Source organism: Rhizobium sp. Root1220 (assembly GCF_001426265.1).
Classification (GTDB): Bacteria; Pseudomonadota; Alphaproteobacteria; order Rhizobiales; family Rhizobiaceae; genus Rhizobium.
In genome coordinates this window covers 127,407-142,167 of sequence record NZ_LMDG01000012.1, presented here as the reverse complement: position 1 = coordinate 142,167, position 14,761 = coordinate 127,407, and the positions used below count along the sequence as shown (strand labels likewise).

General features: G+C 60.4%; 11 protein-coding genes. 6 read left to right on the top strand and 5 right to left on the bottom strand.

Features of this window, described 5'->3' with window-relative positions; translation table 11 throughout:
- Window positions 1–5 precede the first annotated feature (5 nt).
- Genes ASC90_RS10010 through ASC90_RS10000 form a run of 3 tightly spaced genes read left to right on the top strand, consistent with a single transcriptional unit; the run spans window position 6 to window position 2,935 of the window.
- Window positions 6–1,022, top strand: a complete 1,017-nt coding sequence (locus tag ASC90_RS10010; RefSeq protein ID WP_056539091.1) for an ABC transporter ATP-binding protein — start codon at window positions 6–8, stop codon at window positions 1,020–1,022.
- Entirely contained in the window at window positions 1,023–1,976 is a 954-nt protein-coding gene (locus ASC90_RS10005; RefSeq protein ID WP_056539089.1) for an ABC transporter ATP-binding protein, read from the top strand.
- 23 nt (window positions 1,977–1,999) lie between these two features.
- Entirely contained in the window at window positions 2,000–2,935 is a 936-nt protein-coding gene (locus ASC90_RS10000) for a dihydrodipicolinate synthase family protein (protein WP_056539086.1), read from the top strand.
- A 136-nt stretch (window positions 2,936–3,071) separates the two neighbouring features.
- On the opposite strand, the gene ASC90_RS09995 is transcribed toward ASC90_RS10000, so the two are convergent.
- On the bottom strand, window positions 3,072–3,554 hold the full coding sequence (locus tag ASC90_RS09995) for an Lrp/AsnC family transcriptional regulator (RefSeq protein ID WP_056539082.1): 483 nt from the start codon (window positions 3,552–3,554) through the stop codon (window positions 3,072–3,074).
- Window positions 3,555–3,657: 103 nt separating this feature from the next.
- On the opposite strand from ASC90_RS09995, the gene ASC90_RS09990 reads away from it, so the two are divergent.
- The 3 genes from ASC90_RS09990 to ASC90_RS09980 are packed head-to-tail and all read left to right on the top strand — an operon-like array spanning window position 3,658 to window position 7,263.
- Window positions 3,658–4,866 (top strand): diaminopropionate ammonia-lyase, encoded by a 1,209-nt coding sequence (locus ASC90_RS09990; RefSeq protein ID WP_056539078.1) that lies wholly within the window; start codon window positions 3,658–3,660, stop codon window positions 4,864–4,866.
- On the top strand, window positions 4,863–6,119 hold the full coding sequence (locus tag ASC90_RS09985; RefSeq protein WP_056539076.1) for a Zn-dependent hydrolase: 1,257 nt from the start codon (window positions 4,863–4,865) through the stop codon (window positions 6,117–6,119). Before ASC90_RS09990 ends, ASC90_RS09985 begins: the two co-directional genes overlap by 4 nt.
- Complete coding sequence (locus ASC90_RS09980; protein ID WP_056539073.1) at window positions 6,112–7,263, top strand: M20 aminoacylase family protein; 1,152 nt, start codon at window positions 6,112–6,114, stop codon at window positions 7,261–7,263. The genes ASC90_RS09985 and ASC90_RS09980 overlap by 8 nt, the downstream gene beginning before the upstream one ends.
- Before the next feature lie 150 nt (window positions 7,264–7,413).
- Here the strand turns inward: ASC90_RS09980 and ASC90_RS09975 are convergent, their stop codons facing one another.
- From ASC90_RS09975 to aspT (ASC90_RS09960), 4 genes are all read right to left on the bottom strand, one after another.
- On the bottom strand, window positions 7,414–8,118 hold the full coding sequence (locus ASC90_RS09975) for a VIT1/CCC1 transporter family protein (protein ID WP_244480359.1): 705 nt from the start codon (window positions 8,116–8,118) through the stop codon (window positions 7,414–7,416).
- A 266-nt stretch (window positions 8,119–8,384) separates the two neighbouring features.
- The gene (gene aspT, locus ASC90_RS09970) at window positions 8,385–10,076 is read right to left on the bottom strand and encodes an aspartate-alanine antiporter (RefSeq protein ID WP_056539067.1); all 1,692 of its coding nucleotides are present in this window, start codon (window positions 10,074–10,076) and stop codon (window positions 8,385–8,387) included.
- Between the two features lie 70 nt (window positions 10,077–10,146).
- Window positions 10,147–12,861: a decarboxylase gene (locus ASC90_RS09965; protein ID WP_156392898.1), complete on the bottom strand. Its 2,715-nt coding sequence runs from the start codon at window positions 12,859–12,861 to the stop codon at window positions 10,147–10,149.
- 91 nt (window positions 12,862–12,952) lie between these two features.
- Window positions 12,953–14,644 (bottom strand): aspartate-alanine antiporter, encoded by a 1,692-nt coding sequence (aspT, locus tag ASC90_RS09960; RefSeq protein ID WP_056539064.1) that lies wholly within the window; start codon window positions 14,642–14,644, stop codon window positions 12,953–12,955.
- Window positions 14,645–14,761 lie beyond the last annotated feature (117 nt).

Here is a 14,761-nt window from a genome sequence, read left to right as displayed (position 1 = left end):
AGACGATGAAACAGACCGCCGAACCCGTACTCGATATCAAGGGACTGCGAACGGTCTTCCGCGTCCGCGGCAGTGAGATCACGGCGGTCAACGATATCGATCTGACCGTTGCCGCCGGCGAGACCCTTGCGCTCGTCGGCGAATCCGGCTCCGGTAAATCGGTCACCAGCCTGTCGGTCATGCGGTTGCTTACCCGCAATATCGGGGCCATTGCCGCAGGCAGTATTCGCCTGAGGACACGAAGCGGCGCGGTCCGGGATCTTGTCTCACTGGACGACGAAAATATGCGCAGGATAAGAGGCGACGACATCGGCATGGTGTTCCAGGAGCCGATGTCCAGCCTCAATCCCGTTTTCACGATCGGCGACCAGATAGCCGAACCGATCCGCATCCATCGCGGCGCAAACCGCAAGACTGCGATGGATGCAGCGGTAGCGCTGCTCGAAAGCGTCGGCATACCGGACGCCCGCCGCCGCGCCGGCCAATATCCGCACGAGTTGTCGGGCGGCATGCGGCAACGCGCCACGATTGCCATGGCACTGGCCTGCGATCCGGCACTCCTGATCGCCGACGAGCCGACCACGGCGCTTGATGTCACGATCCAGGCCCAGATTCTCGACCTGCTTCTCAAGCTACAGCGCGAGCGCGGCATGGCCATGCTCTTCGTCACCCACAATCTCGGCGTGGTCGCGGAAATCGCCCATCGTGTCGCGGTGATGTATGCCGGGAGGATCGTCGAGGAAGGTCCCGTCGGCGAGGTTTTCCGCAATCCGAAGCATCCTTATACGATGGGCCTTCTCGCCTCCATGCCGCGCTTAGGCGACGCGTCGCGGATGAAACAGGCTGACGAAAAGCTCGCCGCGATTCCCGGAATGGTTCCGAGCCTGATGAGCATGCCACGCGGCTGTGCTTTTTCTCCGCGCTGCAAATTCGCGATCGATGCCTGTCGCGCCGAAGTCCCCTCGCTCGAAGTGATCAATCCGCAGCACTGCAGCCGCTGCATCAGATGGCAGGAGATCTAGATGAGCGCACCGCTGCTCTCCGTCCGCGAGCTTTCCAAGCACTATACTTCCCGCGGTACGCGGCTGAATATTCTTCAGAGCATCTCCTTCGATATCGGCAAGGGTGAAGTCGTCGGGCTAGTCGGTGAATCCGGCAGCGGAAAGACCACGATCGGGCGTTCCGTCCTTCGTCTCGTCGAACCGTCATCGGGCAGCGTCCGCTTCGACGGAAAGGAACTCACGGCACTTTCCGCCTCGGCGCTCAGACGCGAACGGCCGCGTATGCAATATATTTTCCAGGACCCCTTCGCCAGCCTGTCACCGCGCATGACGATCGGCGAAATCCTGACGGAGGGTTTGAAGATCCAGGCGATCGGATCGGCACACGAAAGGCTTGAACGCGCGCAAGCCGCCCTGGCGCAGGTCGAGTTGCCGGCCGACGCCATCAATCGATACCCGCACGAGTTTTCCGGCGGGCAGCGCCAACGCATCGGAATTGCCCGCGCCTTGACACTGTCGCCTGAATTCATCGTCGCCGACGAGCCGGTCTCCGCCCTCGACGTTTCGATCCAGGCGCAGGTGATCAACCTTTTACGTGAACTGCAGCAACGGCTTGGCCTGACGATGCTGTTCATCTCGCACGACCTCGCCGTCGTGGAATATATCTGCGACCGGGTAATCGTGCTCTATCTCGGCCGTATCATGGAGATCGCGCCAAGCGCCGACCTCTATGCGAGACCGCACCATCCCTATACACGCGCCCTGCTCTCGGCCATTCCATCGCCGGATCCGGATGCCCGGCGCGACCGGCAGATCCTGAAAGGCGATATCCCAAGTCCGGCCAACCCACCGAGCGGCTGCGTCTTTCGCACACGCTGTCCGAATGCGCTCGATGCCTGCGCCGCCACGGTTCCCCCACTGCGGGAGGTTGCACCCGGACGGTTCAAGGCCTGCATTCGCGACGATCTCAACTGAACTGAACCTCTGGGAAACGATAGATGAACGCGAAGAAACGGCATCCAGTCATCCGCGGCAACTGGGCGAGCCTGCTGCTGCCGATTGCGCCCGACGATAGCATCGAATTCGACAAGCTCGGCGAAGAGATCGATATCCTCATCGACGCCAAGGTCGATGGCATTTATTCGAACGGCACCGCTGGTGAGTTCCACAATCAGACCGAGGAGGAGTTCGACAGGATACAAGGGTTGCTGGCCGAGCGCTGCAGTGCATCCTCGACGCCATTCGTGATTGGCGCTTGCCAGCCGGATTCGATGATCATGCTCCATCGCGTTCGCCGGGCCAGCGCACTCGATCCCGCCGCCATTCAGGTGATACTGCCAGACTGGTGGCCGCTAACCGATCCCGAAGCGATCGACTTCCTGAACCGTGCTGCGGAAACGGCCAATGGCATTCCGCTCATTCTTTACAATCCGCCGCATGCAAAACGCGTACTGACGCCCAAGGAGCTGGGCGCGGTCTGCGCATCGGTGCCTGGTGTGACCGGCATCAAGCTCGCCGATGGCAACAGTTCTTGGTATGCAGAGGCGCGTCGCCACCTTTCAGGCCAGTCTCTCTTCGTTCCCGGCCATCATCTCGCAACCGGCACGAAGGAGGGTGTAGCGGCAGGCTCGTTTTCCAACGTTGCGTGCCTCAGCCCACGGGGCGCGCAAAAGTGGACGGAATCGATGCGGAGCAATATCGATGCCGCACTGGATCTTGAGCGACGCATCTGCGCCTTCATGGACAATCACATTGTCCCCTTCCGCCAGAACATGGGTTTTTCGAACGCTGCTCTCGACAAATTGTTGAGTGCGATCGGCAATTGGGGACCCGTGGGAACTCGTCTGCGGTTTCCTTACCGATCGATCGACGCTCTGGAAGCCGTGAGGTTGCGAACCATTGCATGGTCTGAGCTCCCCGATCTATTTCACTGACTGACAGTGTCAGGCCCGTTGGAGCTCTTGATGCGACCCACCAGCGGCTAAATAGCTATCAATAGAGGAACCCCTCTCGCCAGCGCCGGTAGGCGCTGACCGCGCCGCATTAAGGCCGGTTCTCTGAACCTGCTCGCTAGCCAGCTGGAACCTCCAGGCCAGCTTTGATCCTGTCCATCGCTACGAAGCTACGGAACCGCTTGACGTTGTTATTCCCGAAAAACAGCCGCTTGGTGAGCGCTTCGTAGGCGGCCATCGAGGGCACCGTAATCATCATCACGAAATCCGCCTCGCCGGTCACGTAATAACAGAGCTGGATTTCCGGGATGGCGGCGAATTCGCGCTTGGCATCCTCGATCTGGTCCGCCGTCTCGCTGATCACCTCGACCTCGACGAAGATGGTGATCGGGTGGCCGAGCGCCGCCGGATCGACGATCGCGACATTCGCCTGGATCACACCGGTCTCTGTCATCCTCTTGATCCGGCGCTGGACGGCTGGAGCCGAGAGGTTGACGGCCTCGCCGATCTTCCGTTGCGACGTGAGATTGTCCTTTTGCAGTATCGCAAGGATCTGGCGGTCGAATGCGTCCAATGCTGGACGGCGCGCGGTCTCGGTCATCTGGAGGCCTCAATGAAACAAACTTGCAAATCGAACCCGGAAATACAGCGCACTTTGCGCGGCGCTTGCAATATGTTTGCTCTCGAACAGAGCGAGGTCCACCATGTTTCTCACGAACACGAATCCCGCATACAAGTCTTCCCTCGAGCCGAGCGACGCTGAAACGCTGGGCGTTGAGGCCGCCGCCACGGTCAGCCGGTTCCTCTCCTATCGTGAAAACAACGCGGAAACGCCCCTCGTATCACTTTCCGGTCTTGCCCGCGAACTCGGTGTTTCCAGCATCCGCATGAAGGACGAGGGTTTCCGGCTCGGTCTCGGCAGCTTCAAGGCACTCGGCGGCTCCTATGCAGTAATCCAGCTCGTCCTTGAAGAGGCGAGCAAGCAATTGTCGAGGCCTGTAGACGTTTCAGAACTCAAGACGCGCGCGGTCGCAGCGGTCGCGAAAGCCATGACCGTAGCCTGCGCCACGGACGGCAATCACGGACGGTCGGTAGCACAGGGCGCCCAGCTTGTCGGTGCCAAAGCTGCGATCTTCGTGCATTCCGGCGTCAGCGACGAACGGGTTGCCGCGATTGGCCTATACGGGGCCCAGATGATCCGGGTCGCCGGCACCTATGATGACTCCGTGAAGGAGGCGGCAAGGGTTGCCACCGAACGCGGCTGGACGATCGTGTCGGATACATCCTGGACCGGTTACGAGCGGATCCCCGGCCTTGTCATGCAGGGTTATACGGCGATCATCGGCGAAGCGCTCCGCAAGATGCCGGAGCCGCCGACCCATGTCTTCGTGCAATCCGGCGTCGGCGGTATTGCCGCCGCCGCCGCAGGCCATCTGGCAGTAGTGCTCGGCGACAAGCGACCGATCTTTACCGTCGTCGATCCGAAGCGTGCCGCCTGCATTGTCGAAACCGCCAAAGCCGGGCATCCGGTTGTTGTCCCCCACGGCGAACCGACGGTCATGGCCATGCTCGAATGTTACGAACCCTCGCTCGTTGCCTGGCGCATTCTTTCGCGCGTCGCGGATGCCTTCATGACCGTGGAGGATGAGGATGCCATTGCGGTGATGAAGAGGCTCGCCAATCCGGTTGAGGGAGATCCTGCTGTCGTCGCGGGCGAAAGCGGTGGTGTCGGCCTTGCCGGCCTGATCAGAGCGGTCAGCGATTCTGACAGCAAGGCGGCTTTACAGCTAGGCCCGCAATCGCGGGTCCTCGTCATCAACACCGAGGGCGCGACAGACCCGGCCCAATACGAGGAAATCGTTGGGGAAACACCCGCCAGTGTCCTGTCGAGAAACACGGACGTTTTGGCATGAGCTGCGTATCGGTAAATGCAGAGCGTCTGCTTGGGCGCCTTCGGGACCTCGGCTCGATCGGCCGCGACGAGGCCGGGCGCCTTGTCAGGCTCGCGGCGTCGGATACCGACAAGCTCGGCCGTGACTGGCTTGTCGGCTGGATAGAGGAAGTGGGGCTGGAGGTCGCGGTCGATCGTATCGGCAATGTCTTCGGCATCTGGGCCCCATCAGGCATCGATGCCGCGATCGGCCCGCTGATGCTGGGCTCCCATATTGATACCGTCATCAATGCCGGCATATTCGATGGATGCTACGGCGTGCTGGCAGGGCTGGAAGTGATCGCGACCCTCAAGGCGGACGGCTTTGATCCCGTCCGCCCGATCGTTGTCGGCGCCTTCACCAACGAGGAAGGCGTGCGTTACGCACCCGACATGATGGGGTCGCTGGTCTATTCGGGCGGGCTGGATATCAAGGCCGCGCTTGCGACGATCGGCACCGACGGCTCCGTCCTCGGGGAGGAACTCGCGCGGATCGGCTATGCCGGGCCACATGACCCGGGTTTCCTGCAGCCCCATGCTTATATTGAGCTGCATATCGAGCAAGGGCCTGTGCTCGAGCGCGAAGGCGTGTCGGTTGGTGCGGTTGAAAACCTGCAGGGCATTTCCTGGCAGAAGGTGACGATCGAAGGCGATGCCAACCATGCCGGCACGACGCCGATCTCGATGCGCCGCGATGCGGGGCTCGCTGCGGCACGCGTCATCACCTTTCTGCGCAAACGGGCAATTGCCTCTAATACGCCGACCGTTGCCACGGTCGGATGCATGGAATTCGAGCCGAACGCAATCAATGTCATTCCATCGAAGGCAACCTTTACCGTCGACCTGCGCGACCCGGACGAGGAACGCCTTCTGGCCGAAGAGGCAGCTCTCGCCGCCTATCTCGACAGGATCGCGGTAGAAGAACAGGTGACGATCTCCACCGAACGCCTGGCCCGTTTCCAGCCCGTGACCTTCGACAACGGCATCGTGGCCGAGATCGAGGCAGCGGCGGCCAGGCGCGGATTGCGATCGCGACGGATGACGTCAGGCGCCGGACATGATGCTCAAATGATAGCGCGCATCGCTCCGGCCGCGATGATTTTCGTGCCGAGCATCGGCGGGATCAGCCACAATCCGAAAGAACACACGCCGGATGCGGACCTGATTGCCGGCGCCAACATCCTGCTGGACGTCGTCCGCAAACTCACAACCTCAAGGGACTTACCCGATGACTGATATCGTCAAGCTGCAGGCCGAAATGACCGAATGGCGCAGGTACCTGCATGCCAATCCCGAATTCGGCTTCGAGGAAAAGGCAACCTCCACCTTCGTCGCTGCTAAGCTCCGCGAATTCGGCCTGGATGATGTTGTCGAGGGCATCGGCGGCACCGGCGTGGTCGGCACGCTGAAACGCGGCACCGGCAACCGGGCAATCGCATTGCGGGCCGATATGGACGCGCTGCGGATCACTGAGCACGGCGCCCCGGCCTACAGATCGCGGAACGACGGGGTCATGCATGCATGCGGCCATGACGGGCATACGGCAATGCTGCTCGGTGCCGCCAAACTGCTTGCCGAGGAAGGTGGTTTTGACGGCACCGTGCGGTTCATCTTCCAGCCGGCCGAGGAATGGGGCAAGGGTGCGCTCGCCATGATGGCGGATGGCCTGTTCGAGCGTTTTCCCTTCGATGAAGTCTACGGCATCCACAACATGCCGGGCATTCCGGTCGGGCAGTTCGAAACCAAGGCCGGCGCTTTCATGTCCGCCGAGGACAATTTCGAGATCACGCTGAGGGGAATCGGCGGCCATGCAGCTCGCCCGCATTGGGGCAATGAGGTGCTGGTTGCCGCCTGCGCACTGGTCACCAACCTGCAGACCATTGTCTCACGGCGCATCGACCCTGCCGATATCGGCGTCGTTTCCGTCACCGAGCTCATCACCGATGGCACCCGCAACGCGCTGCCGGGCATTGCGCGCATTCTGGGCGACGCCCGAAGCTTCCGAAGCGAGATCAGCGAGCGCATCGAAAGGCAGATGCGCATCATCGCCGAGGGCACGGCGCTTGCCTACAATGTCGAGGCCGATGTGCATTATACGCGCGAATTCGTGCCGCTGCTGAACGACCCCGCTTTGGCAGATGAGGCCATGACTGTCGCCGCAGACCTTCTTGGCGAGGCGAATGTGCGGGTTGCGACGAAACCCATGACTGGATCGGAAGATTTCGCGCAGTTCATGAGCCGCGTGCCGGGATGCTTCGTATTTCTCGGAAATGGCAAGGAATCAGCGCCGCTTCACAATCCGAACTACGACTTCAATGATGATGGGCTCGCTCACGGGATGAAGTTTCACGCCGCGATAGTTCGTCGGCGTCTGGCGTAGTCGCCTTTCGCCTTGAATGGATTCGAACCCAAGTTCGCGTCGTCTAGTGCGGCGTATTGGCTTTTATAGAACTTGACCGTAGGCCGCCTTTACGACTCGATAAATCTCACTTTAACCGCCCTTGTGCCTATTTATTTCCACCGTTCCGGTTCACCCGCCGAAGGCGACGGCTACGGCGACTAAGGCAACGCCGATCAAAACCATTAGAAACCCCGCGCGCCATGGTTTACCCACATGCCGTCCAAAAGCGAAACCGGTGATGAACAGCATTGCAACGGCAACCACGTTGGAAAGTCTCAGGGCGAACGTGACGTCGTCGACGAGGATGAACGGGGCGGCAACAGGGAACAAGCTCAGGAAAACGAGGAGGAACACGCCGAAGGCGGCCAGGTAGTCTCTCCTGGCGAACCGGCCATCGACGGAACCGGCGGGGAGTCCGCCGAGATGACGGCGGATGCGCTCGAGGTCGACCGTCGTGAGAGCCGGCAGCACGGCGCTGGGCAGTTGATCTGCGACGATCGCACGCCCAGCGGCAGGGTCCTCGGCTTCGTGGATCGCCTGCAATGTAAAGGCCGCCAACCGGCGCTCGCCTCGCACACCCATCAGGTACATGACTGCATCGATGATCGCCCAGGCGAGATTGCAGCCAAGCATTCCGATAAGCATAGCCCTCACGTCGGCGTGTCCCGCTTCGGTGACTGCAAGGGATAGGGTAAATGTCAGGACCATGATGATGCCGAACAGGATTTCACTCGCGCGCGACACCGGATCGAGCGCCCGGCGGAACGCGGTCGGACGTGCGGCGTTGGTTTTGTAGTCTTTCCCCATCTCAGAGGAATCGTTATCTAGGGTCATATCGAGGGTGGGCCCATGAAGAGGGTCAGTTCTTACATAGCATAGACCAGAAGGATCATCACGCCGACAAACCAGCCAGATCGGCCACCGTTGGTCATCAAGGTAGCCGCCAGCGTTGCGATCAGCATCATCGCGGGTGCTCCGGGCCAGAATTGTAGACTCATCGGCGGATGATGAAATTTGCGACAAATTCCAGGCGCAAGGCTGAGGCTAGCCAACGATCCGAGTCCCGCCGTGGCTTCACGACCCACGTGGATCTCTGCCGACTATCCGGCGATAGCACTGACGATCACGGTTCCCCAGGTCGTGAGCAGGATATGACCGATTGGCACCGCCGGCGTGTAGCCGAGGACCGCGACAGTACTGCCCGATCGGTCCTGAACGGCCGCCATACCGGCCGTCATGGTTTGCGCCCCGGCGAGTCCCCCAAGGAGCAATATTGGGTTCATACCGAGCACGTAGCGCCCGAAGTAAAGTCCTACGATCATCGGGACAAGGGTTACGACCATGCCACCAAGCAACAACCCGATTCCCGCTTCGGTGACCGCCGAGAGGAAGACTGGTCCCGCGTGCAAACCAGTCATCGCGACAAAGGACGCAAGACCAAGTGCGGTCATCAGCGACACTGCGGCATCAGGTATACGGCCGAAAAGGGGAAAGCGCGTGCGCAGATGTCCCACCAGCAGCCCTGCCAGCAAGGTGCCCACGCTTGTACTCAGGGAAATCCGTATGTCACCGATCGGAAACGCAACAACAACGCCGACAAGCCCGCCGAGGAATATCGCCAGTCCGAGAACGAAGAAGTCCGTGGACGTCGTTGGTGCGACGGTGCTGCCGATCTGCTTGGCAGCGTAGGAGACCACGGCTTCCGGCCCTACAAGGCGGATGATGTCACCCCGTTCAACAGTGACCCCAGGTGCAAGCGGGATGTCGTTTCCCCCACGCGTGATCCCACGCAGATAGAGGCTGTGTGCCCAACCGAGCTTGGCAACATCCGCTAAGGTCCGCCCCCCGATTTCAGGGGAAGTTAGCAAGACGTCGGCGGTCGATACCGGCATGTCGAGAAGCTCGCGGTCCTCTACTTCCTCGGCGCGCGGGCCCAACACCTGCACCAGCGTTTCCCGCGCCCCGGATACTGCGACGACGTCACCTGCGCTGATAATAACCTCGGGCGCTGCCTCGACGATCATACTCCCCTTTCGCAAACGTTGAATGAAAAGCCTGTGTTCTGGAAATTGCTTCTCGGCCGAGACCATAGACACGCCGACGATCGGCGCATTTTCCGCGATCCGATACGCACGCAACTCGAATCTGTGCCAGGCAGAGGAAACCCCGGCAGCCGTTCGGGTAATCCCGAGCTCCTGCTCCAGTTTGAGTGCCTCTGCTGCAAGGTCGATTCTGAGTAACCTAGGCCCGGCGACACTGCAGAACAGAATGACGCCGAGGGCACCGAATATGTAGCAGACGGCATCAGCCACAGCGATGTGCGCCACGAATTGTGCCCGATCCGCCTCTGGCAGCGGCAGTGCGTTTATCGCCTCCGTCGCAGTACCCATTGCCGGGCTTTCGGTGAGTGATCCGGAAAGAAGCCCCGCAGCAAACCCCGGATCAAGACCAAGTGTCTTGGCGACTACGATAGCCACCAGCAGCCCGGTTGTGCAGACGACGACGGCAAGCAAGACCGGTTTCATCCCATCTCGCTTCAAAGCCTGCAGGAACTGCGGGCCAACGGAGTAGCCGATGCCGAAGAGGAACAGCAGGAACAGGAACGACTTGGCCATGCCGGCAATTGGCACCTCGGCGACCTGCCCGATCAGGATCCCCGCGAACAGGGATCCGGTAACGGGTCCGAGGCTGAAACCGCCCAGCCTGACGCCGCCGATCAGATATCCGATGCTGATCGCAAGAAACACGGAAAGTTCGGGATACTTGACGAGGAATTGCTCGACCCAAACCATCTGCAGACTAGCCCCTCTCCCTGATCAAAAGCCACGGCGCCGGGCGTGGCTGGCGCTGCTGCGAAGCTGTTCAGCGCTTCGCCTTTGCCGCGACCGCATCCGGTCTGACGAGCTTGAGCCCCCTGGCCTTCTCGTAGCCATGGATCTCTTTCACATCAAGTTTGCGCATGAAGTCGATGGTTTCCTGCGTCAGAACCTGCCCCGGCACCATGATCGGGAACCCCGGCGGATAGGGGATGACGAAGTTGGCGGAGACCATCTCCGGCCCCTCCCGCAGCCGCCGATCGCACTCGGCCCCGATTAGCGGTACGTATTCACACACCGACGCATCATAAGCGTTGAAGAATGCGGTGCGCATATCGCCTTCCGGCGTCATCCGCCCTGCATCGCCGCGGAAGACCTCGTGGAAATGACTGAAGTTGGGAAGATCAGGGACATCGGTCATCAGCGACTTTACCCGCGCCGCGAAGACGGCTCGCTCGCCCTCCCCGCCATCCGCCAGGCGCTTTTCGATACCGTGGCAGATTTCGACCAAGACTCGGATGAGATGTGCAACATCGCTCCTGGTATTGTTGATGTTCGACTGCAACAGCACGCTGTTGCGCGACGTCTTGTTGAGCTGAATTCCGTACTCGTTTGCCAGGAGACCCTTGAATTGCGTACCGTCGAAACCTGCTGTTCCGCAGACCAGCGTCATGCGCGTCGGGTCCAGGTAGAATTCGTCATCCTGCATTGCCTTAACCACTGTTGCCCATGTCGAGCCGGACGCTAGGTAGTCCTTGAAGCCCGACTGACGATAGGCATCGGGGATCATGTCATCCGCACCGAGAACGCGGAAATATTTCGATATCAGCGGATGCTCGTTTATGGCCCGCCGGATCCTGAAGGATATCTCGATGGCGTTCATTACCAGTCCGTAGCCCTCGAGTTCCATCTGCCGGCGGGCAACATCGAGACTGGCGATCAGCTGCTGGTTGGGACTGGTCGACGCATGCGTGAATACTGCTTCGTGGAACTGGGCCTCCACGGTATGGAAGTCGACATCCTTGACCAGCAACATCGAACCCTGTCGAATGGCTGACATTGACTTGTGCGTGGAGTTGGTCTGGTAGACGCGAAGGCGCACCAGACGCGGGTCGGGGATCAGGCGGGCGGCGAGCAATGCTTCGTCCGAAGGGTTGTCGCCGAGGTCCGCGCGCTGCTTCTCATAGGCCTTGATGGACGCCGGATCCCGAAGCCATCCCTCAATATCCGCGGCGGCGCCCATGGCGGTGCGCGGTCGCAGGAAAGGCGAGAAACGGGCGAATCCGGACCACGCCTCATCCCAGAGGAAAATCAGATCCGGCTTGATCGCGAGGCATTCCTCCATTACCCGCCTGACATTGTACATATGCCCGTCGAAGGTACAGTTGGTCAGGTCGAGCAACTTCAGGCGATCGAGACGGCCCTCGGCTCTCAGCGCAAGCAGCGCAATCTTTATGGTTGCGAGAGGCACTGCCCCGTACATCGAGTACTCGGTCATCGGAAAGGCCTCGACGTAGTAGGGCTGCGCGCCGGTGAGGACCATACCGTAGTGGTGCGACTTGTGGCAGTTGCGATCTACCACCGCGATATCGCCGGGTGCTAACAGCGCCTGCACGGCCATCTTGTTGGAGGTCGAAGTGCCGTTGGTTACGAAAAAAACGTGATCGGCCCCAAACGCACGTGCAGCCATGTTTTGTGAGCGTTTGATGTTGCCGGTCGGTTCCAAAAGGCTGTCGAGGCCACCCGTGGTTGCGCTGCTCTCCGCCAGGAAGAGATTGAGTCCGTAGAACTCGCCCATATCGCGGATCCAGTCGGACTTGAAGACCGACTTTCCGCGCGCGATCGGAAGAGCGTGAAACGTCCCGATCGGCCGTCGCGCATATTTCTTCAGATTGTCGAAGAACGGCGTTTCGTAGCGCGCCTGCACGCCCTCGAGTATGGCAAGATGCATTTCTAGCGGTTCTTCGACCGCGTAGAAAATCCGCCGTATGGAATCTGCTGCGGGATCGCCGGCAATTTTCTCCACCTGACGGTCGGAGAGCAAGTAAACGTCGAGCTCCGGGCGAACCCGTCGCAACGAGCGCGCGAGCCGCAACGCCGACATATCCGCACTCTCGGTCTCGCCAAGCGGATCCAGAACCGAACGGAGCACTGGCGCGTCGTGGCGCGAACGGTAGGGGAAGCCTTCGGCGAGGACGACCGAGATGATGTCGGGGTTCAGGAGCACTGCGCAGGCGGCGTCCTCGAAGGAGCCGACAATGATCGGCTCGTAGATGAAAGGATCTTCCGGGCGACGCAGCCGGCGGATCTCTCTGGCAAATGCAGGCCATCGTGCGGCTGGCTGGCTGTTGACGAACAGCGCTTCGAAATAGGGCCGGCGCGCGCCCAGTTCACCTGTCGCAGGCGGCGGCATGACATCGGCCACCTCGCCCGGCGCCATTTCGTCGTGCACGTCCCATTCGCTCGGGCGATCGCGATAGGCATGAGTGAGCAGTCCATTAGAGATGCGCCGCGCTAGCTTTGCCGCTCCGACTGCGTCGTTCGTGGCAATGCGCTCGCGCAACGCGGCCAGCAACTGCGCCCCCGGATAGGCGTGATATTCCTCAACGGCCTCCAGCGCGGAAACCGCCTCCTCCAGTGCAGCCCTGTGGCCGTGCCTGGTCGCCCAGGCATCTGCCAGCGTCGTGAGCTCGCGCCAGTTGTCGGCACGTGCAGAATGGATGAGCAGAAACTGGTCAATCTGTGCGGTCTTGCTAGACATCTCGCGCTCCAACGTCGCTTCGATTGTTTGTGCGGCCACGGCTGCTCTGCTTCATTACGCTGATTTCAACCAAGGCTATTCGCCAGCGTGGTCAGGCCAACAGCAGCACCAAGACCATGCCCCAGATGGTCAACAGCGTGTTGCCGACGGCATAGGTGACCGTGTAGCCTAGGCCTGGGATCTGGCTTTTCGCCCGGTCGTTTATCATACCGAGTGATGCCGTCGTCGTGCGTGCACCGGAGCAGCACCCCAGCAGAATCGCGGGGTGGAAGCGAAAAATGTACTTTCCGACATACATTGCCAGGATTAGCGGGATCGTGGTCACAGCGATGCCCCACAAGAACAGGCTGAAGCCGAGCTGCTGCAAGCCCGCTACAAAGCCCGGTCCCGACGATATCCCCACGACGGCAATGAACACATTGAGACCGACGGAGTTCATGAACCAGACGGTCGGCGACGGAATGCGCCCGAATGTCGGGCGGACCGAGCGAAGCCAACCGAAGAAAAGACCTGAGATCAGTGCGCCACCGGAAGTCGACAAGGTGAGCGGAACGCTTCCAATCTTAAAGGTTAGCGCACCAACCAAGGCACCAATCGCAATTGCTGCCCCTATAAAAGCCACATCCGCCACATCGGTCTGCGCATCTGGTCTTCCCATGTCCTTGGTGGCTGCGGCCGTGTCCTGCGTGCGGCCGACGATTGTCAGGATATCGCCGCGATGAACCTTGGTATTTGGCAGAATCGGGATTTCGGTGGCCGTCGCGCCACGGACGATCTTGCGCAGAAATACCCCGCGGGCTGTTGGTCGGGCCGCAAGCTCCGCAAGCGTCTTGCCATCGACGGCCTTGTTCGTAACGAAGACATCAACACCATCGGCAGGGACAGCAAGCAGCTCCCGATCATCAACCTCGTCTGCCACGGTACCGATCAGATCCACAAGGACCTCTCGGCGTCCTGCAATCGCGACGATATCTCCCGCCGTGATTACGGTGTCCACGGTGACATCCTGCACCGCTCCGGCACGGCGGATGCGTTCGATGAAGACGCGCTCGGACGGCAGTAAGCCTTCAGCCTGTTGCGCCGTCATACCCACGATCCTGGCGTCTCCTTTCACCCGATATGCCCGCAGTTCATAGTTGTGCCATGCGGTTCCTGCGCCGCCGAGTACCTTCTTACCTCCTTGCTCCTCCTCATAGCGTTTGCATTCAGCCTCCAGATCGATACCCAACAAAGCCGGACCGAACAGAGCAAGAACAATAGCCGAGCCAACCGTGCCGAAGATGTACGTTACGGCGTATGCAACCGGCATCGCATCCAACATCGCCTTACTTTGCTCCGGTGGCAGTCCCAACCGATTGATGGCGTCGGTGGCAAGGCCCATCGATGCGGAAATCGTCTGGGAACCGGCATAGAGCCCGACCGCCGAACCGATATCGTAGCCAGCGAAAAGCGCACCGAAATAGGCCGCACCCAGGCAGAAGAGACACACAACTACAGCGAAAAGCGCCTGTGGAATTCCGTCCTTCGCTATACCGCGCACGAATTGTGGGCCGACTCCGTATCCGATTGCGAAAAGGAACAGGAGAAAGAATGTCGACTTGAGAGGAGGGGAAATGGTAATGCCGAGCTGACCAATCAGCACGGCAGCAATGAGCGTTGCCGTTACCGCGCCAAGCCCTAGTCCTTTGTAGGTGAACGACCCGAAATAATAGCCCAGGCCCAGTGACAGAAAGATCGCAATTTCCGGGTAACTACGGAGCGTGCTAACAAACCACTCGATCATCGGTCCCTCACTTGTTTGATCGTAGGTAGCGTTACCGAACAAAAGTCGTCCCGCTCTCCCGCGCTGCGTGCAACTATGATCACAAATTCTCGCTAGAATTACCCCGCGACTGCAATT

Excerpts from the sequence above, each read along its gene's own strand:
- aspT (WP_056539067.1), bottom strand. The coding sequence starts at position 10,076 with ATGGTTTGGGTCGAGCAATTCCTCGTCAAGTATCCCGAACTTTCCGTG.
- ASC90_RS10010 (WP_056539091.1), top strand. The coding sequence starts at position 6 with ATGAAACAGACCGCCGAACCCGTACTCGATATCAAGGGACTGCGAACG.
- ASC90_RS10000 (WP_056539086.1), top strand. The coding sequence starts at position 2,000 with ATGAACGCGAAGAAACGGCATCCAGTCATCCGCGGCAACTGGGCGAGC.
- ASC90_RS09975 (WP_244480359.1), bottom strand. The coding sequence starts at position 8,118 with ATGACCCTAGATAACGATTCCTCTGAGATGGGGAAAGACTACAAAACC.
- aspT (WP_056539064.1), bottom strand. The coding sequence starts at position 14,644 with ATGATCGAGTGGTTTGTTAGCACGCTCCGTAGTTACCCGGAAATTGCG.
- ASC90_RS09985 (WP_056539076.1), top strand. The coding sequence starts at position 4,863 with ATGAGCTGCGTATCGGTAAATGCAGAGCGTCTGCTTGGGCGCCTTCGG.
- ASC90_RS09990 (WP_056539078.1), top strand. The coding sequence starts at position 3,658 with ATGTTTCTCACGAACACGAATCCCGCATACAAGTCTTCCCTCGAGCCG.
- ASC90_RS09965 (WP_156392898.1), bottom strand. The coding sequence starts at position 12,861 with ATGTCTAGCAAGACCGCACAGATTGACCAGTTTCTGCTCATCCATTCT.
- ASC90_RS09995 (WP_056539082.1), bottom strand. The coding sequence starts at position 3,554 with ATGACCGAGACCGCGCGCCGTCCAGCATTGGACGCATTCGACCGCCAG.
- ASC90_RS09980 (WP_056539073.1), top strand. The coding sequence starts at position 6,112 with ATGACTGATATCGTCAAGCTGCAGGCCGAAATGACCGAATGGCGCAGG.
- ASC90_RS10005 (WP_056539089.1), top strand. The coding sequence starts at position 1,023 with ATGAGCGCACCGCTGCTCTCCGTCCGCGAGCTTTCCAAGCACTATACT.